Source organism: Pseudomonas cremoris (assembly GCF_014230465.1).
In genome coordinates this window covers 91,904-118,203 of sequence record NZ_JAAXCY010000017.1, presented here as the reverse complement: position 1 = coordinate 118,203, position 26,300 = coordinate 91,904, and the positions used below count along the sequence as shown (strand labels likewise).

The 26,300-nt window shown below is 60.4% G+C and carries 23 protein-coding genes; 12 read left to right on the top strand and 11 right to left on the bottom strand.

What is annotated here, in order from left to right:
* The coding region (locus HF257_RS31040; protein WP_185712144.1) for an RHS repeat-associated core domain-containing protein at positions 1-776 on the top strand (776 nt) is incomplete at its 5' end.
* Positions 777-801: 25 nt separating this feature from the next.
* Positions 802-1,200 (top strand): hypothetical protein, encoded by a 399-nt coding sequence (locus HF257_RS31035; RefSeq protein WP_332872245.1) that lies wholly within the window; start codon positions 802-804, stop codon positions 1,198-1,200.
* 88 nt (positions 1,201-1,288) lie between these two features.
* Here HF257_RS31035 and HF257_RS31030 read toward each other — a convergent pair whose 3' ends face one another.
* The 4 genes from HF257_RS31030 to HF257_RS31015 all read right to left on the bottom strand — a co-directional run bounded on the left by HF257_RS31030 (position 1,289) and on the right by HF257_RS31015 (position 5,486).
* Positions 1,289-1,942: a hypothetical protein gene (locus HF257_RS31030; protein WP_185710313.1), complete on the bottom strand. Its 654-nt coding sequence runs from the start codon at positions 1,940-1,942 to the stop codon at positions 1,289-1,291.
* A 482-nt stretch (positions 1,943-2,424) separates the two neighbouring features.
* Positions 2,425-3,654: a M20/M25/M40 family metallo-hydrolase gene (locus HF257_RS31025; RefSeq protein WP_185710312.1), complete on the bottom strand. Its 1,230-nt coding sequence runs from the start codon at positions 3,652-3,654 to the stop codon at positions 2,425-2,427.
* A gap of 48 nt (positions 3,655-3,702) precedes the next feature.
* Positions 3,703-4,761, bottom strand: a complete 1,059-nt coding sequence (locus HF257_RS31020) for a diguanylate cyclase (RefSeq protein WP_185710311.1) — start codon at positions 4,759-4,761, stop codon at positions 3,703-3,705.
* Between the two features lie 92 nt (positions 4,762-4,853).
* Entirely contained in the window at positions 4,854-5,486 is a 633-nt protein-coding gene (locus tag HF257_RS31015) for a LysE family translocator (RefSeq protein WP_185710310.1), read from the bottom strand.
* A gap of 123 nt (positions 5,487-5,609) precedes the next feature.
* On the opposite strand from HF257_RS31015, the gene HF257_RS31010 reads away from it, so the two are divergent.
* Positions 5,610-7,022, top strand: a complete 1,413-nt coding sequence (locus HF257_RS31010; RefSeq protein ID WP_185710309.1) for an aminotransferase-like domain-containing protein — start codon at positions 5,610-5,612, stop codon at positions 7,020-7,022.
* On the opposite strand, the gene HF257_RS31005 is transcribed toward HF257_RS31010, so the two are convergent.
* The 5 genes from HF257_RS31005 to HF257_RS30985 all read right to left on the bottom strand — a co-directional run bounded on the left by HF257_RS31005 (position 7,000) and on the right by HF257_RS30985 (position 11,426).
* Positions 7,000-8,079 (bottom strand): sigma-54 interaction domain-containing protein, encoded by a 1,080-nt coding sequence (locus HF257_RS31005; protein WP_185712143.1) that lies wholly within the window; start codon positions 8,077-8,079, stop codon positions 7,000-7,002. The two genes, HF257_RS31010 and HF257_RS31005, sit on opposite strands and share 23 nt — an antisense overlap.
* A 96-nt stretch (positions 8,080-8,175) precedes the next feature.
* Positions 8,176-8,841 (bottom strand): methionine ABC transporter permease, encoded by a 666-nt coding sequence (locus tag HF257_RS31000; RefSeq protein ID WP_185710307.1) that lies wholly within the window; start codon positions 8,839-8,841, stop codon positions 8,176-8,178.
* The gene (locus HF257_RS30995) at positions 8,838-9,584 is read right to left on the bottom strand and encodes a methionine ABC transporter ATP-binding protein (protein WP_185712142.1); all 747 of its coding nucleotides are present in this window, start codon (positions 9,582-9,584) and stop codon (positions 8,838-8,840) included. Before HF257_RS30995 ends, HF257_RS31000 begins: the two co-directional genes overlap by 4 nt.
* Positions 9,581-10,375: a MetQ/NlpA family ABC transporter substrate-binding protein gene (locus HF257_RS30990; protein WP_185710305.1), complete on the bottom strand. Its 795-nt coding sequence runs from the start codon at positions 10,373-10,375 to the stop codon at positions 9,581-9,583. The genes HF257_RS30995 and HF257_RS30990 overlap by 4 nt, the downstream gene beginning before the upstream one ends.
* A gap of 13 nt (positions 10,376-10,388) precedes the next feature.
* Entirely contained in the window at positions 10,389-11,426 is a 1,038-nt protein-coding gene (locus HF257_RS30985) for an isopenicillin N synthase family dioxygenase (protein WP_185710304.1), read from the bottom strand.
* A gap of 250 nt (positions 11,427-11,676) precedes the next feature.
* Between HF257_RS30985 and HF257_RS30980 the strand changes: the two genes are divergently transcribed.
* Together HF257_RS30980 and HF257_RS30975 are read left to right on the top strand one after the other, a co-directional pair.
* Positions 11,677-12,417 (top strand): response regulator, encoded by a 741-nt coding sequence (locus HF257_RS30980; protein WP_065906718.1) that lies wholly within the window; start codon positions 11,677-11,679, stop codon positions 12,415-12,417.
* Positions 12,414-13,718: an ATP-binding protein gene (locus HF257_RS30975; RefSeq protein ID WP_185710303.1), complete on the top strand. Its 1,305-nt coding sequence runs from the start codon at positions 12,414-12,416 to the stop codon at positions 13,716-13,718. The genes HF257_RS30980 and HF257_RS30975 overlap by 4 nt, the downstream gene beginning before the upstream one ends.
* Here HF257_RS30975 and HF257_RS30970 read toward each other — a convergent pair whose 3' ends face one another.
* Positions 13,719-14,189 carry an Lrp/AsnC family transcriptional regulator gene (locus HF257_RS30970; protein WP_185710302.1) on the bottom strand — a complete coding sequence of 157 codons (471 nt, stop codon included), beginning with the start codon at positions 14,187-14,189 and terminating at the stop codon, positions 13,719-13,721.
* A gap of 123 nt (positions 14,190-14,312) precedes the next feature.
* Here HF257_RS30970 and HF257_RS30965 point away from each other — a divergent pair, with 123 nt between their 5' ends.
* Both HF257_RS30965 and HF257_RS30960 read left to right on the top strand, forming a co-directional pair.
* A complete protein-coding gene (locus HF257_RS30965; RefSeq protein ID WP_185710301.1) occupies positions 14,313-15,557 on the top strand; it encodes a methionine gamma-lyase in 1,245 nt (414 codons plus the stop codon).
* 196 nt (positions 15,558-15,753) lie between these two features.
* Complete coding sequence (locus tag HF257_RS30960) at positions 15,754-16,425, top strand: helix-turn-helix transcriptional regulator (RefSeq protein ID WP_185710318.1); 672 nt, start codon at positions 15,754-15,756, stop codon at positions 16,423-16,425.
* A gap of 124 nt (positions 16,426-16,549) precedes the next feature.
* Here HF257_RS30960 and pvdP read toward each other — a convergent pair whose 3' ends face one another.
* Positions 16,550-18,148 (bottom strand): pyoverdine maturation tyrosinase PvdP, encoded by a 1,599-nt coding sequence (gene pvdP, locus HF257_RS30955; RefSeq protein ID WP_185710300.1) that lies wholly within the window; start codon positions 18,146-18,148, stop codon positions 16,550-16,552.
* A gap of 161 nt (positions 18,149-18,309) precedes the next feature.
* On the opposite strand from pvdP, the gene pvdM reads away from it, so the two are divergent.
* The 5 genes from pvdM to HF257_RS30930 all read left to right on the top strand — a co-directional run bounded on the left by pvdM (position 18,310) and on the right by HF257_RS30930 (position 26,284).
* Positions 18,310-19,662 carry a pyoverdine-tailoring dipeptidase-like protein PvdM gene (gene pvdM, locus HF257_RS30950; RefSeq protein WP_185710299.1) on the top strand — a complete coding sequence of 451 codons (1,353 nt, stop codon included), beginning with the start codon at positions 18,310-18,312 and terminating at the stop codon, positions 19,660-19,662.
* A 20-nt stretch (positions 19,663-19,682) separates the two neighbouring features.
* The gene (gene pvdN, locus HF257_RS30945) at positions 19,683-20,972 is read left to right on the top strand and encodes a pyoverdine-tailoring periplasmic protein PvdN (RefSeq protein ID WP_185710298.1); all 1,290 of its coding nucleotides are present in this window, start codon (positions 19,683-19,685) and stop codon (positions 20,970-20,972) included.
* A 62-nt stretch (positions 20,973-21,034) separates the two neighbouring features.
* Positions 21,035-21,862, top strand: a complete 828-nt coding sequence (gene pvdO, locus HF257_RS30940) for a dihydropyoverdine dehydrogenase (protein WP_233081631.1) — start codon at positions 21,035-21,037, stop codon at positions 21,860-21,862.
* 165 nt (positions 21,863-22,027) lie between these two features.
* On the top strand, positions 22,028-23,677 hold the full coding sequence (locus HF257_RS30935; RefSeq protein WP_185710296.1) for a cyclic peptide export ABC transporter: 1,650 nt from the start codon (positions 22,028-22,030) through the stop codon (positions 23,675-23,677).
* Between the two features lie 114 nt (positions 23,678-23,791).
* Positions 23,792-26,284 (top strand): TonB-dependent siderophore receptor, encoded by a 2,493-nt coding sequence (locus tag HF257_RS30930; RefSeq protein ID WP_233081629.1) that lies wholly within the window; start codon positions 23,792-23,794, stop codon positions 26,282-26,284.
* The last annotated feature ends 16 nt before the right edge of the window (positions 26,285-26,300 follow it).

The following is a 26,300-nucleotide window of genomic DNA, read 5'->3' as shown; positions in this document are numbered from 1 at the left end:
ACGGCGAAATCAGCCGCCTCGACATCGGAAAAATCGACAACCCAATACGGTTTCAGGGCCAGTATTTCGACCAAGAAAGCGGGCTGCACTACAACCGCCATCGCTACTACAATCCGGATATTGGTCGCTACCTGACACCTGATCCGGTGAAGTTGGCGGGTGGGATCAACGGATATCAGTACACGCCCAATCCTACAGGGTGGATCGACCCATTAGGGTTGAGCACATGCCCAGGTGGAGATGGCTGTGAGCCTGCTAGTTCCGGTGCCCATCCGAAGCCTAGCGTTAATGAGGGCACACCTGCGCTACCTCAACTGACGCGAGCTGAGCGACAGGCGAAAATAGGTGAGCTTGCAGAGATAAATGCAAAACGAAAGGTACTCGGCTGGGAACAGGAATACGACATGCATACGGTTGAAAAGCATGGCCCAGAGATACCAGATAACGCTTTGAAGCAACGATCTATAGATGGAACAAACCCAACCACTGGTCAAAGGGGAGCTATCAATTCCAGTTCTCAATTTAAATCCTGGAGAATGCAGCTTCATGCGATAAATAAAGCCATAGGTAGGATGCAGGGTGATTCGCCATCTCCTACGGGGTTTGATAGAAATGGTAATCCAGTGGTGGTGGTGGACCTGCCTGGCGCCGGTCGAGGTTACAAACCTAACAGCAGGAACGTAAACAACCCCAGATACATTGAGAATATGGACAAAGCCGAAATCAGATTTGATAGAAGCAATCCGACTCGGCCATTTACCGCGTTCCCTAAGTGAGCAGACAATGATCAAATGCCCTTTCATGAAAACCCCATACACCCCTAACATTTCTCACATATTGGGAGCGCTATCAATATATGACCTTGAAGATACAATTGGAAAAGAACTATGGAAGTACGACCCTAATAACGAAGAACACAGAAAAACAATTATAGTTTCTTTTATCCTGAAAGACCTTATGCACCTATCATACAGACATCGACTCCTGTTGATATCTGCGCTAAGAAACGCACTAGACAATCCTAATTTCAACTTTTCGAAAGAATTCGAAAGCGATTACGACGAATATATAACCATGGCTTGGGACGAAACAGAAATTGCCGACCCCCGCGGTTTCTTCGCCGACATCTACCGACTCGCCTATGAAGTCTGGAAAGATGACCTCCAAAAAGCCAGCCTCGAAGACCAATCAACGTGGTAGGAATATCTAGCCTTCTTCTCAAACTCTGAATTCTTGGAGAGTTTGCCCACGAGTGCTGGGCTATGAAGCAGCCCAGCCGAAAATACGGTCAATCTGAAGTACTAGCTACTAAAACACTAAGCGTCCGCTTCCTGGGGTTCCACACAGTGAGACACCAGATACCCCACCACTCCAACCCCCACTCAAAATACTCTCCCCAAGGACGTTCCTGAGGGGTATTACCCTCAAGTCGCCCCCATTTCTCCTCATAATTGCCCACCCAATTTATGACCACGACATCGTCCTGCGCTTCGATACCTAGCAGTTGCAACCACTCTGAATAGAGGGCCTGCGCTTCGCGTTCCCCATTTTTAAACCGGGCGCTGTAGGGCGGGTGACAGAACGCCAAGTAGAGCGCTGTCGGTCCTGACATATCTTTTTGCATAACGGTAAGACTGCGAATCTCATCCAATGTCAGTGGCGTAGCTACCGCGCCCTCGACATCCCAATCCCAGCCTGGAATCGGGTCAAAGTGAGAAGGGAGATAACTTCCAGCTTCTGCAAGTTCAGGAGCTTTGTACTCGGCGACTTGAAAGTACTCCATACCCAATAGGGCATGCCGATGAAGGCTCTCATTAATAGGGGCATTGCTAATTGGCGAAAATACTACGAACTCAAACACACAACCTGCAGTTCGCATTTGTTTACGCAATAGCGTTGATTGCTCTTGCTCAACGACTTCCAGAAAAAATGGGATTTTCATTTTTCAACCTCAACTTAGATGCGCAACACTTTGCGCAAAACACCTAAACACGCCACAACAGAACAGAATTTAATTCATGAAGCACAAGAATAATGAAAGGCACTAGCATATCTATACAACTCAACACCTCCGAGAACCGAAAAAAGATTTCAAGTCGGCACTTTACATATTCGATTACGCATTTCACAGATGAAATATCTGACAAAAGATAATTTATGAAGATACTACTTTAATCGCTCTTAAGTTTACGCAGAAGTAACGTTTAGCGAGTAAAAATGAAAATTCCTACACGCACAAATTTTCCCACTGTAGTGAGCGAGCTTGCTCGCGCTGGGCCGCGAAGCCGCCCCCTTCAGGCAAAGGGTTTCTTCAGGTAGATCGACATTTACCTGTATCAGGGCTGCTCCGCAGCCCAGCGCGAGCAAGCTCGCTCACTACAGTGGATCGGTTCCACCATCAAGCGGGCAAACCGCCCAACCCGATCAGCGCTTACTCAACTCCATAATCATACGGCTAAGCAAATAAACCCGCGGCGCCACACTCTCCACCTCCGCATACTCTTCTGGCGTATGAATATTGCCCCCCACAATCCCAAACCCATCCAACGTCGGTGTCCCCACCCCAGCCGACAAACTCGCATCTGCCGCGCCACCGCTGCCTTCGATCGTCAACTTCTTGCCCAACTCCCCATAGATCCCCTGGGCAATCGCTACCAACTTGTCCGACTCAGGTGTCTGCGGCATCGGTGGCAGACCACGTTGCAGGCTGGTTTTTACCTCGGTCTCCGGGATCAACTTGTTGGCCGACACCCGCGCCAAATCCTTCTCGATACGATCAAACTCTTCCGGCAACGCCGCACGCACGTCGGCTTTTGCCGTGGCTTGATCAGGAATCACGTTTACCCGATCCCCCGCCTTGAGCACGGTAAAGTTGATGGTGGTTTTCTTCTCTTCATCCCCCAACTTGCCCAGTTGCAAAATCTGGTGCGCCGCTTCCATCGCGGCGTTGCGGCCCAGTTCTGGGGCGACGCCGGCGTGGGCGGCTTTGCCTTTAACCTCCACAACGGCAGTCGCGCTGCCTTTGCGCCACACCACCAAACCATCGGCTGGGCGGCCGGGTTCGAGGTTGAGGGTCACGTCGTGGCCCTTGGCGGTTTTGCGGATGAGGTCGGAGGCGATGTCGGAGCCGGTTTCTTCGCTGGCGTCGAGCAGGAAGGTGATCTGCGCGTAGTCCTTGAAGCCCTGGTCCTTGAGGACTTTAAGCGCGTAGATGCCGGCGACGATGCCGCCCTTGTCATCCATCACGCCGGGGCCATAGGCGCGGCCATCCTTGATATGGAACGGGCGCTCGGCGGCGGAGCCTTCCTTGAACACCGTGTCCATATGAGCCATCAGCAGGATCTTCGCCTTGCCCGTGCCCTTGAGGGTAGCGATCACATGGCTGCTGTTGGCGGCTGCATCCGGCACGCGTTCGATCTCGAAGCCCAGTTGTTTCAACTCATCGATGGCGATGTCGCTGACTTGGGTCAGGCCGGGCCCGTAGCCCGAGCCGGAGTCAATATTGACCAGGCGCTCCAGCAGTTTCAGGGCATCGGCCTTGTAGTGTTCGGATTGGGCCTGGATCTGTTTGTGCGGTTCGGCGCTGTAGGCCGGCAGGGCGAAGGACAAGGCCAGCGTGGCGGCCAGGAGGGTGCGGGGGAAGTTGAAGAGCATGAACCGATCCTTGTTTTTTGTTGGAAGGTGCCGCCACACCCTACCCCACTAGATCGATCGCAACCAACTCCCCTGCACCGAACTGACGCGGTTGCGCCCGCTGCTCTTGGCTTCGTACAACGCCTGGTCGGCGTCGTTCAACCAGCTGGTCGAGTCAGCATGGGCCGGTTGATACGGCGCCAAACCGATGCTCAGGCTGGCGCGCAAGGTGGGGTCCTGGGCATAGGCCAGGGCGTTGAAGCGATCGCGCAAGGCGTCCATTACTTCGGTGGCGCGGTTGAGCGGCATGTCTGGCAGGATTACGCAAAACTCATCACCGCCATACCGCCCGGCAAGGTCAGTGGCCCGCAGGTTCTGGCGCAGCACCTTGCTCAGTTGGCGCAGGACGATATCGCCGGTGACATGGCCGTAGGTGTCGTTGATGACCTTGAAGTGGTCGATGTCGATCAACGCAATCGCCGCCCCCGCCGGGCCTCGGCGGCAGCGTTGGAATTCGATTTCAAGATGGTCCTTCCAGGCACCGTGGTTGAGCAGGCCGGACAAGCTGTCGGTGCGACTCAGGGCCAGCAGTTCGCGTTTGTGCCGGGCCAGGGTCACGGCTTGGCGATAACAGATCCAGCCCAAGGCCAGTGGGTACACCATCAGGATCGGCAGGCACGCATACAACTGGGTCTGGGTGGTTACCGCGATAAAGGCCGGGGCGAAGATCAGCAGCGACGCGCCGATACCCAACCCCTGCGCCACCCACCCTGCCAGCATGAAGCGCGGGCCGCCAATGGCCACGTTGTTCATGGTCATCATCGACAAGGTGGTCACGCTGGGCAGCGGATTGAAGTGCATGGCACCGACCCAAAACCCACCGCAGAAGGAGTCGAACAGCAGGTTGCGCCGTTCACTGCGCAACGTATTGCTTGTTCGTAGCGAGGATTGAAACGCCAGATGGGGCCAGACAAAAGCGTTGATCACCATCCACACCCACACCCAGATCGGTGGGTGCAGCGGGTACATGCCAAACACCACGCACACAAATCCGAGCGACAGCCCCAGGGTGCGGGATTTATACAAGCGTGAAGCGAGCGGAAGTCCCTTTCCTCCGGCGACTGGCATGGTCTGGTGTGATCCTGGATTGATGCGTGGAGTCTATCAGGGCAACGGCAAATCGCCACTACCGCTCATAAGCTCAGCCCGCTCACATTCCGTCAATGGGAGAAACCTCGGGCCAACATGAACGCCACCCCCAGCAACAACACCGCCGTGGCCCGCTGCAACAGCACTCGGCGCTGAGGGTTCTCCAGCACGTGCTTGATGCGCTGGCCGAAATAGCAGTACAGGCAGCCACTGGCGAATTGCAGCAACAGGAAGGTCAAGCCAAGGATGGCGATATCCACCGATGAGTTGTGCCCCCCTGCCCCGGCGAACTGCGGGAACACGGCGCTGAACATGATGATCGCCTTGGGGTTGGAGAACCCGGTCAGAAAACCCTTGCCGAACAGGCTTCGCGCGCCTTCCACGCCTGCGCCCTTGTCGATCGACACACCGCTGCTGGTCCACTGCTTGTAGGCCAGGTAGAGGATGTAGGCCACGCCGACCAACTGGATGCCCTGGGTTATGGCCAGGTTGCCCTTGATCAACTCCGAGAAGCCCACGGCAAAGATCAGGATCGAAATCAGGTACGACACGCTGGCGCCCACCTGCGCCGGGATCGAACGGCGCAAGCCGTCTTTCAGCCCAAGGCTCAACAGCAGCAGGGTCATCGGGCCAGGACTGAAAGTGATGGTGGTGCAAAACAGCAGGAAGTACAGGAACGAAGAAAGGGTCAGCGCGCTGGTCATGGGCGGGGGCCTGGAGGGAAGAGCCTGCAGTCTAGGCAAGTGCCATTGCACGCGGCAGGTAAAGTCAGGCCTAATCCGCCCGGACTTTACCGGTAAAATCACCAGCAAACACAAGGACGCATCATGTTTGTCTCCGCCATCGCCTTTGTGCCTGGCACGCCCAAGGTGCAACAGATTGTCGAGGCGTTCAGCCAGGCCATCGAAAACGGCGAATGGGCGCCCGGCAGCAAGTTGCCGTCGGTGCGCGAACTGACCCAGACCCTGGGCGTCAGCAAGTTCACCCTCAACGAAGCACTGGACCGCCTGCGCGGGCGCAACCTGCTCACCTCAAGCCAAGGCCGTGGCTATTTCGTGGCGATGGAGACCGTGCGCCCCGCTTCGTCGACCTGGGTGGACTTGCTGCCGCAAGACCTGCTCAGCGTGTTACGCCGCCCATTGGCCATCGCCCATGGCGACCGACGCCCCGGCGGCGGCCACCTGCCGGAAGATTGGCTCGACAACGAAGCCATCCGCCAGGCCATGCGCAGTGCGGTGCGCGCGCCGTCGTTGCGCATCGCCGGGTTGGGCACGCCCGCCGGGCTGCTGCCACTGCGCCAGGCCCTGCAACAAAAGCTGCACGGCGAAGGCCTGTCGGTATCCGTCGAACAGATCATCACCACACCCAACACCGTGCAAGGCCTGGACATGCTCATGCGCCTGCTCGCCCGTCCTGGCGACACGGTGCTGCTGGATGCGCCGTGCTACTTCAACTTCCACGCCAACCTGGCCTTGCACGGGGTCAAGGTGGTGACAATCCAGCGCCGTCCCGACGGTTTCGACTTCAACGCCCTCGAACAGCTGCTGGCCGAGCACCGCCCCAGCCTGTACCTCACCACCAGCGTGTTGCAGAACCCTACCGGCCATTCATTCAGCCCAAGCCAGGCGTTTCGCCTGCTGCAACTGACCCAGCAGTATCACTGCCATATTGTCGAGGACGACCTCTACGGCGACCTGCACCCCAATCCACCTGCACGCCTGGCCGCGCTTGCGGGGCTGGAGCATGTGACCTACCTGTCGGGGTTCTCCAAGATCCTCAGCGCCAACGCGCGCGTCAGCTACGTAGTGGCCGCACCGCAACTGGCCGCCAACCTCACCAACATGAAGTTGATGAGCGGCGGTATTACCTCGGAACTGTTCGAGCAGATTGTGTACCGCATGCTCAGCGAAGGCAGTTATGCCAAGCACCGCAAGCGCATGGTCCAACGCCTGATGGAGGCCGGTGGGCGCGTGGAACAATGGCTCAAGCGATGCGGCTGCGAACTGCCGATGGCGTATGAAGGCGGGATGTTTATCTGGGCGCGCCTGCCCCAAGGGGTGGACGGCGAATGGCTGGCCCAGGAAGCCTTGAAGCAAGGCATGGTTCTGGCACCGGGCGCCCTGTTCGGCTACGACCCGGCGCACCACGATTCAATGCGTTTCAATGTGGCCCACAGCGATGAAGCACACACACAGCGACTGTTCGAGGCATTGTTGCTCAGGGCTTCGCGCGCCCCTTGAGCATGCCGTGGTTGACCAACAGCGTGCGCATGGCGTTGCGGGTAATGCCCAACAGGTCAGCAGTTCGCAACTGATTGAAGCCACAAAACGCAAAGGCCTCGCGCACGATCAAGTCTTCGATGTCGTGCAACAAGGTATCCCCTGGTACTTCGAACAAGCGCAACAGCTGCTCACGCACCACCTCCTGAGGAATGCGCGGTGCACCACTGTTGGCGCTAGCGTGCATCGCACTGAGTCCAGCGGAGAATTTGAGATGGCTGGGCATGATCGGCTTGTCGCCGGCCACCAGCAACGCCAGATGCACCACGTTTTCCAACTCGCGGATGTTGCCCGGCCACGGGTAGTCCAGCAGCGCCTGGGTGGCGGATTCGGACAGCATCGGCTCGGCGATTTTCAGCTTGGCGCTGTACAGCCGGCGAAAGTGTTCCACCAGCGGCAGGATGTCCAGCGGTCGCTCCCGCAGGGGCAGCACCTGCACCTGGGCGACGTTGATGCGGTAGAACAAATCGAGACGAAAGTTACCCGCTTCCACCGCTTGTTCCAGGTCGATGTTGGTGGCGGTGACCAAGCGGATATTGATCTTGATCGGCTTGCGTGAGCCCACCCGCACCACTTCTTGCTCCTGCAGCACCCGCAGCAACTTCACCTGCAAAGCCAGCGGCAAGTCGCCGATTTCATCAAGGAACAAGGTGCCGCCATCGGCCTCTTCAAACCAACCGCCGCGCCGGCCCACGGCACCGGAAAACGCACCTGCCTCATGCCCGAAAAACTCGCTTTCGGCGAGGGTCTCACTGATAGCGCCGCAGTTCACCGGCACAAATGCACCGGTACGCCCACTGGCGCTGTGGATGTAGCGCGCCACCAGCTCCTTGCCGGTGCCGGTCTCGCCATTGATCAACACCGGCGCGTCGCTGGGACCGACGCGCTTGAGGTAATCGAGCAGTTGCAGCGAGCGCGGGTCGGCGAACACCAACGCTTTGGCGCGGATCGACAGCGGGTCTTTTTCGCCTTGGGGCAGGGTCAGGATCGGCGTGGGTTGCCCGAGGGGACGGTTCATGAACAATTTCCCGGCGGCGAGATAAAAAAGTAACGGTGACTTTACCCAGCCGCGCATATAACTAGAAATATTAAAAATTCATTAGTACATAACCGTTTATCGGCGATGGGCCAACGACCTCATGCACCGGTCCCCCAGGCTCTGCACGCCCTGCACCAGTAACACCAGCACAATCACCGTCACCACCATGATCTGGTTATTGAAACGCTGGTAACCATAGCGAATCGCCAAGTCCCCCAATCCGCCGCCGCCGATCACCCCGGCCATCGACGAAAAGCCGATCAGCATCACCAGCGTCAAGGTCACCCCGGCCACCAGCGCCGGCAGGGCTTCGGGCAACAGCACCTTGAGGATCACATGGCGAATATCACCGCCCATGGCCACGATGGCTTCGATGCGGCCTTTGTCCACCTCATCCAGTGCGGTTTCGACAATGCGTGCAAAGAACGGAAAGGCCCCGATGGTGATCGGCACCACGGCGGCGGTGCTGCCCAAGGTGGTGCCGACGATCAGGCGCGTCAGCGGAATCAGCGCGATCAACATCACCACAAACGGCAATGAACGCCCCAGGTTGATCACCGCCCCCAACCCACGGTTCAAGCGTGGTAACGGCAGCAAGCCATCGCGTCGGCTGACAAACAGCAACACCCCCAACGGCAGGCCGATCAACAGGGTAAACAGCCCGGCCAACAGCACCATGTACAGGGTTTCGCCGGTGGCGTTGAGCAGCAATTGAACGATGTCATTCCAATCGGTTTTCATACCGCCCTCACCACTTGCAGGCTCGTTGCCAACGAACGACCCAAACGCGAGGATGGGTCGGCCTGGAGCTGCACCAGCGTGCCGCTTTCCACCACGCGGCCCTCCGCCAGGGATACCGCGCTGTCGCAAATGGCCTTGACCACCTCCAGCTCATGGGTGATCAGCACGATAGTCACGCCGAGCTGACGGTTGATGTCGCGTAGCAGTTCAAGGATCGACGCGGTGGTCTCCGGGTCCAGGGCGCTGGTGGCTTCATCCGACAGCAGATACGCCGGGCGTGCCGCCAAGGCGCGGGCAATGCCCACGCGCTGTTTCTGCCCGCCCGACAACTGCGAAGGAAACGCCTGGGCCTTGTCGCTCAGCCCCACCAACGCCAACAACTCTGCCACCCGTGCCGCGCGCTCGGCCTTGGGGACGTTGGCGATTTCCAGCGGCACCGCCACGTTGTCGGCCACGTTGCGCGAATGCAGCAAATTGAAGCCCTGGAAGATCATGCCGATGCGCTGGCGTTGCTCGCGCAATTGTTTGTCGCTGAGTTGGGTGAGGTCCTGGCCATCCAGCAGGATGCGCCCGGACGTCGGCCGTTCCAGCAGGTTGAGGCAGCGCAGCAAGGTACTTTTACCCGCGCCGCTGCGCCCGACGATGCCAAAGATCGAGCCGTCGGCAATCTGCAACGACACGTTATCCAGCGCAGCAGGCTGGCCGTTTGCGTAGGTTTTGCTGACGCCCTCGACGATGATCATTCGACCGCCACCGGAATCACCGAGCCGGCGTATTTCTCGGTAATGAACTTGGCCACTTCCGGCGAACGCAGGTCCTTGGCCAACCGCTGGATGCGTGGGTCGTCCTGCAGTTTCGGCGTAGTCACCAGGATATTCGCGTAAGGGTTGCCCTTGGCCGCTTCCAGGCCCAATGCATCCTTGGCTGGCGACAGGCCCGCTTCCAGGGCGAAGTTGCCGTTGATCACCGCCAGGTCCACGTCATCCAGTGCGCGCGGAATCTGCGGTGACTCGATTTCGAGGATCTTCAAGTGCTTGGGGTTTTCAGCGATGTCTTTGGGCGTGGCCTGGTCCTTGGATGCGTCATTGAAGCCCGGCTTGAGCTTGATCAGGCCATTGGCTTGCAGCAGGTACAAGGCGCGGCTGAGGTTGGTAACGTTGTTGGGCACCGCCACTGTGCCCTTGTCGGGCACCTGGGCCAGGCTGGTGTGGCGATGGGAGTAGATGCCCAACGGCTCGATGTGCACGGTGGCGGCCACTGCGAATTTCTGGCCGAGGGCCTGTTCCTGGGAATTGAGGTACGGCAGGTGCTGGAAGTAATTGGCGTCCACATCACCATGGGCCAGCAGCTCATTGGAGTTCACGCCGCTGGGGATCTCGATGATTTTCAGCTTCAGGCTCGGGTCGAGCTTCTGCACGTATTCAAGGATCTGCGCGTGGGGAATCGGGTCGGCGGCGACGCGCAAGGCATCGGCGGCCGACACGGTGAATGAGGCCAGCAACACTGCCAGGGTAAGGGCGGATTTCTTCAACATAGTGAGCTCCAGATCAGGCGGACAGTGCTTGGGGAAGTGTGGCGTCGACGTAGAAACGTTGGGCGACATCCGGGTGGGAACGCAGGCGGCCTTTGAGGTAGTTCCAACCAACGTCGCGCAGCAGCGGGTTGCGCGGGTCGCTTTCGGGGCCATGGGCATCACGCAGAAGCTGCGGCGCCAGTTGGTACACCGGCACCACTGCGTCCAATTGCGCGCCCAGGAAAAACGCCAAAGACAGGCGCTCGCTGCCTACCGGCGGCGACACCACCCGGTGCACGGTGGCACGCAGGTAACCGTTGCTGGCCAGTTCCAACAGTTCGCCAATGTTCACCACCAGCGTGTCGGGGCGCGGTAACGCATCAATCCAGCGGCCCTCTTCCACCTCCACCTGCAAGCCGGCTTGCTGGTCTTGCAGCAGGAAGCTGAGAAACCCGGAATCCTTGTGCGCCCCCACACCTTGGCGACTCTGCTGGGCATGCCGGCCGGGGTAGCGGATCAGCTTGATATGTTCGTTGGGTTTGTCGCCGTACAGCGCATCAAACGCATTTTCCGGCAGCGACAAGGCCTGGGCGAATGCGCGCAGCAGGCGCAGGGCCATTTGCGTCATCGCCTGTTGCCAGCCGAGTACCAACGGCTTGAGGTCGGGCAGCGCACTTGGCCATTGGTTCGGGCCTTGCAAGCGGGCCCAGGCGTCGGGGTATTGATCGACGGCCAAGGGCTCACGCTCGGCGCCAACGTCGAACTGTTCGCGCAGGTCTGGCTGACCGCGGGTAATTTCCGAGGCGGCACGGTTGTAGCCGCGAAAGTGCGGTGAATTGATCATGCCCACGTCCAGCTTGTCGGCGTCGGGCAAGGCAAAAAACGCCCGCGCCTGTTGCTGCACCTGGGCCAGCAATGCCGGGTCGATGCCATGGCCGGTAAGGTAGAAAAAGCCGATATGTCGCGCCGCCAGGCGCAGCTCATCCAGAAATTGCTGGCGCTGTTGCGGGCTGCCATCGAGCTGCGACAGGTCCAGCAATGGCAAGGTGGTGATCGATTGCACGTGAGACATCAGCGGCTCGCTCCCTGAACAAATGCCTGTAGAAGCGTTCAAGCTAAACGATCTTAAAAACCTCCAATAAATATCTTTTTAGAATTAGCTTAGGCGCGCCGGTAGATGCTTCAAGGCGTCGCCATGCCTGGTTTTTTGCTTCGTCGTGTATCTCTTTATCGCCAGATACACTGCAATACAAAGGGCACAAGGCAAGCGCGTCGACAGTGGCTAGACTGCGCGACAACGAGTATTCAACGAGGAAGGCAGCATGGATCATGTCGATCACATCCTGATCGTCGACGACGATCGGGAGATCCGCGAACTGGTGGGCAACTATCTGAAAAAGAACGGCATGCGCACCACCGTGGTCGCCGACGGCCGGCAGATGCGCAGCTTCCTCGACACCACGCCGGTGGACCTGATCGTGCTGGACATCATGATGCCCGGCGACGACGGTTTGCAGTTGTGCCGCGAGCTGCGGGTGGGCAAGCACAAGGCCACGCCGGTGTTGATGCTCACCGCCCGCAACGATGAAACCGACCGCATCATCGGCCTGGAGATGGGCGCCGATGATTACCTGGTCAAACCCTTCGCCGCCCGCGAACTGCTGGCGCGTATCAACGCCGTGTTGCGCCGCACGCGGATGCTACCGCCGAACCTGGTGGTGAGCGAAACCGGGCGGCTGATCCGTTTTGGTCGCTGGCGCCTGGACACCACCGCCCGTCACCTGCTGGACGAAGACGACACCCTGGTGGCCCTGAGCGGCGCCGAATACCGCCTGCTGCGGGTGTTCCTCGACCACCCCCAACGGGTGCTCAATCGCGACCAGTTGCTCAACCTCACCCAAGGCCGCGATGCCGACCTGTTCGACCGCTCCATCGACTTGCTGGTGAGCCGCCTGCGCCAGCGCCTGTTGGATGATGCGCGCGAGCCGGCCTATATCAAGACCGTGCGCAGCGAGGGTTACGTGTTCTCCCTGGCCGTGGAAATCCTCGGGGCCGATCAATGAACATCCGGCTCGGCTGGCCCCGCACCCTGGCGTCGCAGTTAACGCTGATCTTTCTGATCAGCCTGGTGTGCGCCCACGGGCTGTCCTTCAGTGCGCAATTCTATGAGCGCTATATCAGCGCGCGCACCGCGATGCTGGGCAACCTGGAAAACGATGTGTCCACTTCGGTAGCGATCCTCGACCGCCTGCCCGCCAACGAGCGGGCCAACTGGCTGCCGCGCCTGGACCGGCAGAATTACCAGTACCTGCTCAACGCCGGTGAAAACGGAGAGCCAATGGGCGGCGACGATGTGCCCATGGCCGCCAAGTCGATTTCCGACGCGCTGGGCGAACACTACGCGCTGACGTTTCGCGATATTCCAGGCGTACAGAAGCATTTCCAGGCGCACCTCACCCTGGCTGATGGCAGCCCGATCACCGTTGACGTGCGCCCCGCCGCACTCCCCGTCGCGTATTGGCTGCCGGTGGTGTTGTTGCTGCAACTGGCGCTGTTGCTGGGCTGCACCTGGTTCGCCGTGCGCCTGGCAGTCCGTCCGCTGACGCGTCTGGCACAGGCCGTGGAAACGCTTGACCCCAACGCCCATCCCACGCCACTGGATGAGCAAGGACCGACCGAAGTGGCCCATGCCGCCGCTGCGTTCAACCAAATGCAAAAGCGTATCGCCGAATACCTCAAGGAGCGCATGCAGATCCTCGCGGCGATTTCCCATGACCTGCAAACGCCGATCACCCGCATGAAACTGCGCGCCGAATTCATGGACGACTCCGCCGACCGCGACAAACTCTGGAGCGACCTCAGCGAGATGGAGCACTTGGTGCGCGAGGGCGTGGCCTATGCGCGCAGCGTCCACGGCGCCACCGAAGCCAGCCACCGTATCGACGTCGACGCGTTTCTCGACAGCCTGGTATTTGACTATCAGGACATGCACAAATCCGTCAGCCTCAGCGGCAAGAGTGCGGTGGTTCTCGACACCCGTCCCCACGCCCTGCGCCGGGTGCTGGTGAACCTGGTGGACAATGCCCTGAAATTCGCCGGTGCGGCGGAGCTGGAGGTCGGGTCTACCGCTACGGGCGACCTGTCGATCAAGATCCTGGACCGCGGCCCCGGCATAGCCGAGGACGAGCTGGTACAGGTGATGCAGCCGTTTTATCGGGTGGAAAGCTCGCGCAATCGCGGCACCGGCGGTACCGGGCTGGGCCTGGCGATTGCGCAGCAGTTGGCGGTGGCGATCGGTGGGTCACTGACCTTGAGCAACCGGGTCGGTGGCGGGTTGTGCGCGCAGGTGCGCATCGCGCTGTGATCAACCCGGCAATGGAATCACCCGCAACGGCCGCACCGACTTGTAGGAAAAACTCGAATAGATCTCTTTGACACAGGGCAGGGTCTGCAAGACCTCCCTGGCGAATTCACCGAACGACTCCAGGTCCTTGGCGACCACCTCCAGCAAAAAGTCATAACGCCCCGACACGTTATGGCACGCCACAATTTCCGGAATATCCAACAGCCGTTGCTCGAACGCCCGGGCGATTTCCTGGGTGTGGCTCTCCATCATGATGCTGACAAACGCGGTCACCCCGTACCCCAGGGCCTTGGGCGAAAGGATGGCCTGGTAACCGCTGATCACCCCGCTTTCCTCCAGGTTCCTCACGCGCCGCCAACACGGCGAGGTTGTCAACGCGACGCGGTCGGCCAACTCGGCGACGGTCAGGCGCGCATTGGCTTGCAATGCGTTTAAAAGAGCTTTGTCGGTGCGGTCCAGACTCACGGGCATATCTTGCCTCTGTTCATTGTTTTTATGAGGTTTTCATCCCAGAACGCGGGATTTAGCAGCAAATCTTGCAATGTTTAACTTTGGTTATGAGCATAGCATTGTAGGAAATAAGGAGCGTCCGACATGAACAATAAACACAATGCATTCGGCTTTTCCACCCGCGCCATCCACCACGGCTACGACCCCAAGGACCACCACGGCGCACTCGTACCGCCGATTTATCTGTCGGCGACCTTTGCCTTTCCCACCGTCGAATATGGCGCCGCGTGTTTTGCCGGCGAAGCCAACGGCCACTTCTATACGCGGATCTCCAACCCGACCCTGGCACTGCTGGAGTCACGCATGGCCACCCTGGAAAACGGCGAAGCGGCAGTGGCGTTCAGTTCGGGCATGGGCGCGATTGCCGCAACGTTCTGGACCCTACTGCGTCCCGGTGATGAAGTCATCGTCAGCCAGACACTCTACGGCTGCACCTTCGCCTTGCTGCACCACGGCATCGGCGAATTCGGCATCAAGGTGCGGCATGTCGACCTCACCGACCTCAACGCACTTAAGGAAGCGCTTTCCCCCGCCACGCGGATGATCTACTGCGAAACCCCGGCCAATCCCACCTTGCGGTTGGTGGATATCGCCGCCGTGGCCGCCCTCGCCCATCAGCAACCCAACGTCACCGTGGTGGTGGACAACACCTACTGCACGCCTTACCTGCAACGCCCCCTCGAACTGGGCGCCGATGTGGTGGTGCACTCCGCCACCAAATACCTGAGTGGACACGGCGACATCACCGCCGGTATTGCCGTGAGCAACCAGGCATTGGCCCAACGTATTCGCCTGCAAGGCCTCAAGGACCTGACCGGCGCAGTGATGTCACCCCAGGACGCATCACTGCTGATGCGTGGGCTCAAGACCCTGGCCTTGCGCATGGACCGCCATTGCAGCAACGCCCAGGCGGTGGCCGAAGCGTTGCAGGCGCACCCGGCGGTGCAGTGGGTGACCTACCCTGGGCTGCGTTCTTTCCCACAGTACGAGCTGGCAACGCGGCAGATGAAAATGGCCGGCGGCATGATCGCCTTCGAACTCAAGGGCGGCATCGATACGGGCCGGCGCTTCATGAATGCACTCAAGCTGTTTACCCGCGCAGTCAGCCTGGGGGATGCCGAGTCACTGGCCCAACACCCGGCCAGCATGACCCACTCCACCTACACGCCAGAGGAGCGCGCAGCGCATGGCATCAGCGAAGGGTTGGTGCGTTTGTCGGTGGGGCTGGAGGACGTCGCCGACCTGCTGGCGGACGTGCAACAAGCCCTGGCCAAATGCACCCGCGCCCTGCCGCGAGCCGCGGAGATGGCCGCCCATGCGCTGAAGTAGGCGGTCCGTTCCACGTTATCCTTTCCTACAAATGGTGGTCGGATTCGTCTGATCACCGTTTCGCATTTTTAATCCGGATGTTTCCAGATTGGATCCCCATGCCTCTGCGACACTGTACTAGGATGAGTCCTGGCGGGTGCTGAAAACCCGCCGCTCTACGGACCAATACCCGCACTTGAAACTCATGGACGAACTGATGAACTCACACCTGTTCCCACAGATAGGCAAGGTCATCGCCAGCACCGGCAGTCGCCATTTCCCACGCATGCTGCATGACCTCATTCTCACCCAACTGGCAGTGGACGCCACGCATATCACCCAACTTCAAATCAGCGCCGACGGGCAAACCCGCCGCAAGATCAGCCCGGTCTACACCGATTCGGTGGCAGCCCTGGGCGCCGAACAACCCGCCGCACAACTGCACCTCACCCGGCACAAGGACGATTCGCACTACGTGTTGTCGGTGTACCGTTCAACCCCGTCTGACAGCTTCTCGCCCCAGGAGCGCAGCATGCTGCAGGACTTCTCCACCCTGTTGCTGCCCCTGGTCGAAAAACACATCGCCGCGATCCAGCCGTGCCGCCAGGATGGCGACGCGCCAACCCCGCAAAACCAGGGCCTCGACACCCTGCGCAGGCGCATCGAGGAGCGTTTGGTGCAGTCGGGGTTGACCCTGTCCAACCGGGAGCTGGAAGTGTGCGTCGGCCTGCTCGCCGGGCGGACCGCCCCGGAGCTGGCAGAACACTTGGCGTTGAAGGTCAACACCATCGAAAGCTACCTGAAACGCGCGTCGATCAAACTGGGGATCAGCGGGCGACACTCATTGCTACGCTGGATGTACGCCCCTGAAGCCATCACGGTCCTGTAGTGAGCGGGCTTGCCCCGCGCTGGGGGGCGAAGCCGCCCTAAAACCAGTCACCTCGGTCTCTCTGAAACACCTAGGCGTCCTTATTAGGGCGGCTTCGCCACCCAGCGCGGGGCAAGCCCGCTCACTACACGCGGGCGTACCAGGGGCGTCTTGGCACGCGTTTGAACAGGCCTTTGAGCACGTCTTCATCGGCGCTGAAGGTGATGCGCAACGCCAGCTTCATGGTCTCGGGGTCCATTTCCATGGACTTGCCGATCTGCAATCCCGGTGTGGTGCTGCAGCCATGGGTGTCCGGGCCCAGCCACGGGTCGTCCACTTCCACCCAGCGTCCCGGGGCAAACCAGGGCACGCCGTTGACTTCCAGGCGGCTGACCTGCCCCGGATTTAAGCGCTCATGGGCACGGAACCAGTCTTCAATACGGTCGTCGATCCAGCCATGAAAGTGCCAGAACACCGGGTTCACGTGTGACGAAAACGGGTCGCCCAAGAAGTCGTTTTCCGGCCCGAACCAGCGTCCGGCGAAGTCGGCCGGGTCTCGCGCCAAGGGGGCTGGCGCGCCATTGGCCGGGTCGCGGGGCACCGAAGCCCAGCGCATGTGCAACCAGTCATGCAGGCCCAGTTCTATTTCGGAACCAAACTGGCCCAGGGTCAGGCGCGACAGGTAGGCCGGGTCGCGGTATTGCGACTCCCATACCTGAAAGTTGCTGTTGTAGGTCTCGGCACTTTTGATATCGCTGACCCACTGGGTAAAGGTGTCATCGCCACTGGAGACCCAGGTCGGGGGCACTGCAAACCCATCGTGGTTATCGAAATAGCGGATGAATCCCTGGCGGTCACGCACCAGTTCGGGTTGCGGCAAGGGAAAGCGCGACCAGGACGGTAAATCCTGCAGGCCACGCGCGGTGCCGAGCATGTGCCGGTGCATGAAGAAGAAGTCGACGCCCGAGCCATTGCGGTCCTTGCGCGGCCCGCGAGCGTCACGCTCGTTGTCGCGTGGGCCGGGCTGCCAGCCAATGCCGCGCAGGGCGTCGCGCTTGTCGTCGGGCAGTTTGTGCCAGCGGTCACGCGAGGCATGCCAGAGCTGATGGAACAAGCGATGTTCCGGCGAAATCAGCCACGCTTCCAGCGCCGGGTTGAGCAGCGCACGTTCGCGGGCTTCAGGGAACCTCTGCTTGATCGCGACGAAACGGTTTTCGATTTCCGGCAAGGCCAGCGGCCGGTCGAGCCGTAGCACGCGCCCGCTGAGGGAAACGATGCCGGCATTGCCAAACGCTGCCCACACTTCGTCCAGCACAACCACACACTCATAGCAGACAGTGCCGTTGCGACTGTCCACCAGACGCCAGCTGAGATGGCCCTGCTTGACGTCCGCCAGGTCGCCCAGCACTTCATAACGAGGGGCTGCGTCGCTGCGCAAAGCAGCCGCACTGTCGAGATAGCCCCGCACTCCGCGCCCACGGGCAGCGATGTCGAGCAGCATTTCCAGGCCTTCGGCAGGCACGCCGTCGAGCCCTGCATCGCGGCCTTCAAAGCGAATAGTCCATACGCCGCGCAAGGCGTTGGCCAACTGCTGGCCGGCCTTGTCCGCCAGCTGTACCGACGCTTCACCGGGCGTAATGGGCTCGTCCGGCTGCGTCAATTGGCGGTGGGCGTAATAGGCCGCCGGCACCGCAGCACCGGTGAGTGCCAGGCCCGCGATGAAACCTCGTCGAGAAATCGTCATTGCCCTACCTGTGTCAGCCCTGGAGCAGGCTTTATCCAAGCTAGAACGAGCACTGTCACGGGAAATTTAGGCGGCTAAATTTCCCGCCTCGCCACTCGTTCCTCCCAGATAGCAAAGGCCTCGCCTGTACCTTGACCCTGGAAATCGACACTGAGATGGCAATGACCAAAAAGCGCTCGAAAAAAACCCTTCTGATCGGCCTGCCCCTGGCGCTGGCCATTGCCGCTGGCGGCGGTTTCCTGGGCTGGAAGTACCTGTTCGATAACGCTGGCTACTCACACAAGGTCATGAAAGAAGCCAGCGAGATGCAGGACCGGATCATCTCCTTTGACAGCCATATCACCCTGCCCTTGCGCTTCGGCGGCGAAGGCGATGAGGCCGATAAGGATGGCCTGGACAAGTTCGACCTGGTCAAGGCCCAACGCGGGCGACTGTCGGGCGCAGCACTGACGATCTTCGGCTGGCCGGAAATGTGGAACGGCCCCAACGCCCCGCATAAACCCACGCCAGCGTTTGTCGACCAATCCCGCCAACAGCAGGAAGTGCGCTTCAAGGCAATCACCAGCATGGTCCGCGACTTCCCCAACCAGGTAGGCATCGCCTACACCCCGCAGGACTTCCGCCGCCTGCACGGCGAAGGCAAGTTCGCAGTGTTCATCAGCATGCTCAATGCCTACCCACTGGGCGAAGACATCACTCAACTGGACCTGTGGACCGCGCGCGGCATGCGCATGTTCGGCTTCAGCTACGTGGGCAACAACCCGTGGGCCGACTCGTCGCGACCGCTGCCATTTTTCAATGACACCCCGGACGCCTTCAACGGCCTGTCAGACCTGGGCAAACGCGCGGTGCACCGGCTCAACGACCTGGGCGTGATCATCGATGTGTCGCAGATGTCGACCAAGGCACTGGAACAGGTCGCACAACTCAGCCGCACCCCCATCGTCGCCTCGAACTCCGTGCCCCGCGCGCTGGTGGATATTCCGCGCAACCTCAGCGACAAGGAAATGCAGCTGATCAAGAACAGTGGCGGCGTGGTACAGATCGTGGCGTTTCCCGCGTATCTGAAGCCCCTGAGCCAGACCACCCAAAACAAGCTCAACCGTCTGCGCGCCAAGTTCGACTTGCAGCCCCTGCCCAACTTGCACGTGGCACTGATGCCCGGCGACCCGATCATCGCCGCATGGCCCGAGCAGAAGTTTGGCCAGTACGCCAGCGCGCTCTACGACATTCTTGAGGAGGAACCCTTGGCCAGCGTCAAGGACCTGGGGGACGCCATCGACTATGCCGTGAAGAAAATCGGCATCGACCATGTCGGCATCGCCTCGGACTTCAACGACGGCGGCGGCCTGAAAGGTTTCAAGGATGTCAGCGAAATCCGCAACGTGACCGCCGAACTGATCACCCGTGGCTATTCCGAAGCGGACATTGCCAAGTTGTGGGGCGCCAACTTCCTCCGGGTCTGGGATGAGGTGCAGAAAGCCGCCCAACCTGTCGCCCTCACCACGCCTTGAATCAACAGCGAAGCCTCGTCATGACTGATCGCCGCACCTTTTTGAAAACCGCGGGCGTGCTGGCAGCCAGCCTGCCACTGGCACACCCGTGGGCGCCCGCCGCAGCCGCCGCTACACCGCCGCCACCGACGGACAAATGGCAAGCCCTGCGCAGCCTGTTTGCCCTCGACCCGGACTATGCGCACTTCGCCAACTTTCTGATCACCTCACACCCTCGGCCAGTGGAGGAAGCGATCCAGCGCTTTCGTGCCGAGCTGGACCGCAACCCGGCCAAATGGCTGGACTGGGACAGCCAGATCGAATGGAAGCGCGAGCACGACGTGCGTGAATGGGCGGCTCGCTACCTGGACGTCAAACCCGCGCAGATCGCCCTCACCGGCAGCACCACCGAAGGCCTGGTGATGATTTACGGCGGCCTGCGGCTCAACGCTGGCCAGGAGATCCTGACCACCGAGCACGAGCATTACTCCACGCGCAACACCCTGAATTTCCGGGTCAAGCGTGAAGGCACCCAAGTGCGCAAGATCACCCTGTTCAAGGACCCGCGCCATGTGTCCAGTGATGAAGTGCTGGGCAACATTGCGCGCAACATCCGCCCCAACACACGGGTACTGGGCATGACCTGGGTGCAGTCGGGCAGCGGCGTGAAGCTGCCGGTTGGAGAGATCGGCGACTTGGTGCAAGAACACAACCGCCAGCGCGACGAGAAAGACCGGATCCTCTACGTGGTCGACGGCGTGCATGGCTTTGGTGTCGAAGACATGAATTTCGCCGACTTCAAGTGCGACTACTTTATTGCCGGCACCCACAAGTGGATGTTCGGCCCTCGTGGCACCGGGATTATCTGCGCCGCCTCGGAGCAAATGAACGACCTGATACCGACGTTTCCGACCTTCTCTGAAAACAAGAGTTTCGGCACCATCATGACGCCGGGTGGCTACCACGCCTTCGAGCATCGCTGGGCGCTGGGCAAGGCGTTCGAACTGCACCTGGGCCTGGGCAAGGCCGACGTGCAGGCGCGTATCCACCAGCTCAACACCTACCTCAAGCAACGCCTGCTGAAACACGCCAACCTCGAACTGGTCACGCCGCAAAGCCCGCAATACTCGGCGGGCTTCACCTTCTTCCGGGTCAAGGGCCAGGACTGCGATGAGGTCGCCGCCTACCTCAATCAACACCGCATCGTGGTGGATGCCGTGGACCGCGACGTCGGCCCAGTGGTGCGCATGGCACCCGGCCTGCTCAACACCGAACAAGAGATTGACCGTGCGGTGGCGGTGCTCACCCAGAAATATCGAATCCTTTCCTGACACTGACGAAAAGGCTGTAGACCATGTCTCGAACCGCATTTTATCGCCTGTCCCTGGGCGTCATGCTTGCCGGCCTCGCTGCCGGTAGCGCCTACGCCGCCGCGCCTGTTCCGGGCAAGGTGTTCAAGGACTGCAAGGATGGCTGCCCCGAATTGGTGGTGTTGCCGGCCGGCAGTTTTGTCATGGGCACACCCGACGACGAACTGGGCCGCCAGCCGGACGAAGGTCCGTTGCATACCGTGACCTTTGCCAAACCATTCGCCATCAGCCGTTTTCAGGTCCAGGCCAGTGAATGGGATGCCTATATCCGCCAGAGTGGGGTCAAGATCGCCGACGGCGACACCCGCCCCGGCCGCGCCTGCAAGGCCAGCAAGCCGACCTATGCCCAGGGACCGAAGCAGCCTGCTGTGTGCATGGACTTCCAGGACGTCGAAAACTACGTGGCCTGGCTGTCGAAAAAGACCGGCCAGCATTACCGCATGCTCAGCGAAGCCGAACGTGAATACGCCGCGCGTGCGGGCAGCACCGGGCCTTTCCCGTTTCCCATGGACCCGGACACCGAATACGGTATCAGCCGGCACGCCAACACCTATGGCCCCAAGGATGGCTACAGCTTCACGTCGCCCGCCGGCAGCTACCCGCCCAACGCCTTTGGGGTCTACGACATGCATGGCAACGTCTACGAGTGGGTTGCCGACTGCTGGCATGACAGCTACGTGGGCGCCCCCACCGATGGCAGTGCCTGGCAGGACAAAAACTGCGAAACCCGGCATATCCGTGGCAACGACTGGGGCGAAGCGCCGATCTTCTCGCGCTCGGGCAATCGCAATGACCGCCCCGCCACCACACGCGGTGACTGGCTGGGGTTCCGGGTCGCGCGCGAGCTCTAAAGCGCTGAGCGTCGCTAAATAACCCCCGCCATCACTCGTTCTTAGGTTAATCGCCTCGATTCCCATCGAGGCGTGCACTGTGCGCCCGGCCATCCGTCCATCGCTGACAAACGCCGCGCCCCGCACTGTCTTTTGTTCACCCCCTGCCTGAAACGGGAGACTTGAATGTCCAGCAAACCTCGCGGCGCCGTCAGCGAACTCTTCGGCCTGCTCAAACCTTTCTGGCCTCTGGTCACGCTGTCCATCGCCCTGGGCATGATCGGCGGCCTCAGTGTCACGGCGCTGCTGGCGACGATCAACACCGCCCTACATTCCCAGAGTGGGCTGACCCAAAACGTCGTGCTGCTGTTTGCCGGGCTGTGCCTGTTGGCACTGACCAGCTCGATTTTCTCCGACATCGGCACCAACTACGTCGGCCAGCACATCATCGCCAAACTGCGCCGCGAGCTGGGCGAGAAAGTGCTCGCCGCCCCCATCGACCAGATCGAACGCTACCGCAGCCACCGCCTGATCCCGGTGCTGACCCACGACGTCGACACCATCAGTGACTTTGCCTTCGCTTTCGCCCCCCTGGCCATTTCCCTGACCGTGACCTTGGGCTGCCTGGGCTACCTGGCGATGTTGTCGTGGCCGATGTTCCTGATGATGCTGGTGGCGATCGTGATCGGCACCGCCGTGCAGTTCATCGCCCGTTCGCGGGGCATGCAGGGTTTCGAGTCGGCGCGGGAAGCCGAAGATGAGCTGCAGAAGAACTACAGCGCCATCGCCGAAGGTGCCAAGGAACTGCGCATCCACCGTCCACGCCGCCAGCGCATGTTCGTCAAGGGCATCCAGGACACCGCCAACCGCATTTGCGCGACCCAGGTCCGCTCGATCAATACCTTCGTGGTGGCCAAGGCCTTTGGTTCGATGCTGTTCTTTGTGGTTATCGGCCTGGCGCTGGCGATGCAAACGTTCTGGCCCAGCGGCGACCAGACCGTCATGAGCGGCTTTGTGCTGGTGCTGCTGTACATGAAGGGGCCGCTGGAACTGTTGATCGGCACTCTGCCCATCGTCAGCAAGGCGCAGATTGCCTTTCGTCGCATCGCCGAGCTGTCCAAGCAATTCTCCTCGCCCGAACCGCACCTGCTGCTCAGTGACTCAGGGGCTGCAGCACCGGCGGTGCGCACCCTGGAACTGAATAACGTCAGCTACACCTTCCCGCGTGTCGAGGGCTTTGAGCCGTTCCATCTGGGCCCGGTAAACCTGCGTATCCAGGAGGGCGATATCACCTTTATCGTCGGCGAGAACGGCTGCGGCAAAACCACCTTGATCAAACTGTTGCTGGGCCTCTATGCGCCGCAAAAAGGCAGCATCGAGCTCAATGGTCAACTCATCGAAGCCGCCAACCGCGACGACTATCGCCAGTTGTTCACCACGATCTTTGCCGACTACTACCTGTTCGATGACGTGATCCAGGGCGACAAGCCGATCCCTGCCGACGCCGACCGCTACCTCAAGCGCCTGGAAATCGGGCACAAGGTGACGATTACCGACGGTGTATTCAGCACCACCGACCTGTCCACCGGCCAGCGCAAACGCCTGGCCCTGGTCAACGCCTGGCTGGAAGAACGCCCGGTGCTGGTGTTCGACGAATGGGCGGCCGACCAGGACCCGACCTTCCGGCGGATTTTCTATACCGAGCTGCTGCCCGACCTCAAGCGCCTGGGCAAGACCATCATCGTCATCTCCCACGACGACCGTTACTTCAACGTCGCCGACCAGATCGTGCGCATGGAAGCCGGGCGCGTCGCCACCGAGCTGCAAACCGCCTGACAGCGTCACCGCAAACCCGGAGATAAATATTTTTTCCGGTTTTGCGGAGGACCTGCGTCTTATTGGTACTTAATACGAATCACTATCATTAAAAACGCCACTTAAGAGCCCACGATGTCAGCCACTCACACCTTCTCGCCCCTCACCAAGGCCCTCATGATGCGCCGCGTGTTCCAGCCGCGCCTGCTGAGCGCCACCCTGGCCCTGGCCCTGCCCTTCGCTGCACAGGTACAGGCCCAGACCTTCAACTTCAATGTGCCGGCGCAGCCGTTGGCCAGCGCACTGCAGGCTTTTGGCCAACAAGCCAACCTGCAAGTGCTGTACAGCCCGGATGACGTGCAAAACCTGCGCAGCCATGCGATCAGTGGCGCACTAAGCCCCCAGGCCGGCATCGAGCAGCTGCTGGGGAGCAGCCGCCTGGCCTACAGCCTGGAAGGCAACACGCTGACCCTGAGCAACCGCAGCACCACCGGGTCCCTGGAGCTGGGCGCGACGCGTATTTCCGGCCAGGCCCTGGGCGCCGTCAGTGAGAACACCGGGTCCTACACCACCGGGTCCACCAACACGGCCACCAAGCTGAACCTGAGCCTGAAAGAAACCCCGCAGTCCGTCAGCGTCATGACCCGCCAGCGCATCGACGACCAAAACCTGCGCAGCATCGGCTCGGTGCTGGAGCAAACCCCGGGTATCAACGTGCAAAGCCCGGGCAGCGACCGCCTGTATGTGTTCTCCCGTGGCCTGGCCATCGACAACTACCAGTACGACGGCATGCCCACCACCTCGTTCGCCTTCAGCCAGGCATTGCCCCAGGCGCTGTCGGACATGGCGATCTATGACCACATCGAAGTGCTGCGCGGTGCGTCCGGCTTGCTCTCAGGTACCGGCGACCCATCCGGCACGGTGAACCTGGTGCGCAAGAAGCCAACCTCGACCTTCCAGGGTTATGTCAGCGCTGGCCTGGGTTCCTGGGACCTGTACCGCACCGAAGCCGATGTGTCCGGCCCCTTGACCCCTAGCGGCAATGTCCGTGGCCGTGCGGTGGCGGCCTATCAGCAAGGCAACAGCTTTACTGATCACCTGTCGACAGAAAAGACCATCGTCTACGGCGTGACCGAATTCGACCTGAGCGACACCACCTTGCTGACGGTGGGCGCCGAATACCTCTACAACGACCCGCGCGGTTTCTCCACCACCGGCCTGCCGATGCTGGACAACAAGGGCAAGCAGCTGAACCTGTCACGCAGCGACAACCCTGCCAGCCGCGACAGCACCAACCGCCAGGAGTCGGTGAACGCCTTTGCATCCCTTGAGCAAAAGCTGGACCACGACTGGACGTTAAAAGTCGCCGCCAACTCCATGTACGGCACCCGCGAGTACGATTCGGTCATCGTCGGCACCACCACCGGTTTCGTCAATTCGCAAACAGGCGCAGGCCTGGGCTACACCGCGACCAAGGGTGACAACACCCAGGAGCAACAAGGCCTGGACGTGTCGTTGTCAGGTCCGTTCCAACTGCTGGGTCGCGAGCATGAGTTGGTGGTGGGCTTCAACTTCCAGAGCTACGAAAACCGCCGCAACGGCTTCGGCAACCTGCTGGCCAACGGCACCAGCAACAATGGCGTCAGCGGCAAGCCGGTAAATATCTACACCTGGAACAACTACGCGCCTCGCCCCTCGTACAACTTCAACCGCGAAGACGACAACATCGACCAATGGCAGAACGGCGTCTACCTGGCAACCCGCCTGAAGCCGACCGACGACCTGTCGGTGATCCTCGGTACTCGGGTCAGCAACTACCGTTACGACGCCATGCTGCATTACAACGTCGCGAACATGAAGGCCTTCGAAACCAACGACACCCTGCGCGTCAACGGCAAGGTCACCCCGTACGCGGGCGTGGTCTACGACCTGACCCCCAACCACTCGATCTACGCCAGCTACACCAGCATCTTCAAGCCGCAGCCTTACCGCGATACCGCCGGCCACATGCTCGACCCGCGTGAAGGCGACAACTACGAGATCGGCCTCAAGAGCGACTACTATGATGGCCGCCTGAACACCTCCATCGCGTTGTTCGAGGTCGACCTGGAAAACGATGCGATCGCCGATGGCACGGTGGCTGGCAACAACAACATGAGCGCCTACAAGGCGGCTAAAACCAAGACCCGTGGCATCGACATGGAAGTCAGCGGTGAACTGCTGCCGGACTGGAACATGAACGCCAGCTACAGCCACAGTGTGGTCAAGGACGCCGACAACGAGCGCGTCAAGACCATCATCCCGGCCGACATGGTCAAGGTCTGGACCACCTACCGCTTGCCTGGCGAGCTGGACCGCCTCACCGTGGGCGGTGGCGTGAACTGGCAGAGCGGCATCCACATGACCGTGGACAACTGGCAGCTGACGACCCCGGCCAAAGTGAAACAAGGCGACTACGCGACTGCCAACCTGATGGCGCGCTATCAGCTGTCGTCGCAATGGTCGGCCACCGCTACCATCAACAACCTCTTTGACAAGAAGTACATCAGTTCCCTGGACGAGAACTTCTACAGCGGCTCCTACGGCGACCCACGCAACGTGATGCTGAGTACCAAGTACCAGTTCTAAACAGCAGCAACAAAAA

Excerpts from the sequence above, each read along its gene's own strand:
- HF257_RS31035 (WP_332872245.1), top strand. The coding sequence starts at position 802 with ATGAAAACCCCATACACCCCTAACATTTCTCACATATTGGGAGCGCTA.
- HF257_RS31030 (WP_185710313.1), bottom strand. The coding sequence starts at position 1,942 with ATGAAAATCCCATTTTTTCTGGAAGTCGTTGAGCAAGAGCAATCAACG.
- HF257_RS31025 (WP_185710312.1), bottom strand. The coding sequence starts at position 3,654 with ATGCTCTTCAACTTCCCCCGCACCCTCCTGGCCGCCACGCTGGCCTTG.
- HF257_RS31020 (WP_185710311.1), bottom strand. The coding sequence starts at position 4,761 with ATGCCAGTCGCCGGAGGAAAGGGACTTCCGCTCGCTTCACGCTTGTAT.
- HF257_RS31015 (WP_185710310.1), bottom strand. The coding sequence starts at position 5,486 with ATGACCAGCGCGCTGACCCTTTCTTCGTTCCTGTACTTCCTGCTGTTT.
- HF257_RS31010 (WP_185710309.1), top strand. The coding sequence starts at position 5,610 with ATGTTTGTCTCCGCCATCGCCTTTGTGCCTGGCACGCCCAAGGTGCAA.
- HF257_RS31005 (WP_185712143.1), bottom strand. The coding sequence starts at position 8,079 with ATGAACCGTCCCCTCGGGCAACCCACGCCGATCCTGACCCTGCCCCAA.
- HF257_RS31000 (WP_185710307.1), bottom strand. The coding sequence starts at position 8,841 with ATGAAAACCGATTGGAATGACATCGTTCAATTGCTGCTCAACGCCACC.
- HF257_RS30995 (WP_185712142.1), bottom strand. The coding sequence starts at position 9,584 with ATGATCATCGTCGAGGGCGTCAGCAAAACCTACGCAAACGGCCAGCCT.
- HF257_RS30990 (WP_185710305.1), bottom strand. The coding sequence starts at position 10,375 with ATGTTGAAGAAATCCGCCCTTACCCTGGCAGTGTTGCTGGCCTCATTC.
- HF257_RS30985 (WP_185710304.1), bottom strand. The coding sequence starts at position 11,426 with ATGTCTCACGTGCAATCGATCACCACCTTGCCATTGCTGGACCTGTCG.
- HF257_RS30980 (WP_065906718.1), top strand. The coding sequence starts at position 11,677 with ATGGATCATGTCGATCACATCCTGATCGTCGACGACGATCGGGAGATC.
- HF257_RS30975 (WP_185710303.1), top strand. The coding sequence starts at position 12,414 with ATGAACATCCGGCTCGGCTGGCCCCGCACCCTGGCGTCGCAGTTAACG.
- HF257_RS30970 (WP_185710302.1), bottom strand. The coding sequence starts at position 14,189 with ATGCCCGTGAGTCTGGACCGCACCGACAAAGCTCTTTTAAACGCATTG.
- HF257_RS30965 (WP_185710301.1), top strand. The coding sequence starts at position 14,313 with ATGAACAATAAACACAATGCATTCGGCTTTTCCACCCGCGCCATCCAC.
- HF257_RS30960 (WP_185710318.1), top strand. The coding sequence starts at position 15,754 with ATGAACTCACACCTGTTCCCACAGATAGGCAAGGTCATCGCCAGCACC.
- pvdP (WP_185710300.1), bottom strand. The coding sequence starts at position 18,148 with ATGACGATTTCTCGACGAGGTTTCATCGCGGGCCTGGCACTCACCGGT.
- pvdM (WP_185710299.1), top strand. The coding sequence starts at position 18,310 with ATGACCAAAAAGCGCTCGAAAAAAACCCTTCTGATCGGCCTGCCCCTG.
- pvdN (WP_185710298.1), top strand. The coding sequence starts at position 19,683 with ATGACTGATCGCCGCACCTTTTTGAAAACCGCGGGCGTGCTGGCAGCC.
- pvdO (WP_233081631.1), top strand. The coding sequence starts at position 21,035 with ATGCTTGCCGGCCTCGCTGCCGGTAGCGCCTACGCCGCCGCGCCTGTT.
- HF257_RS30935 (WP_185710296.1), top strand. The coding sequence starts at position 22,028 with ATGTCCAGCAAACCTCGCGGCGCCGTCAGCGAACTCTTCGGCCTGCTC.
- HF257_RS30930 (WP_233081629.1), top strand. The coding sequence starts at position 23,792 with ATGTCAGCCACTCACACCTTCTCGCCCCTCACCAAGGCCCTCATGATG.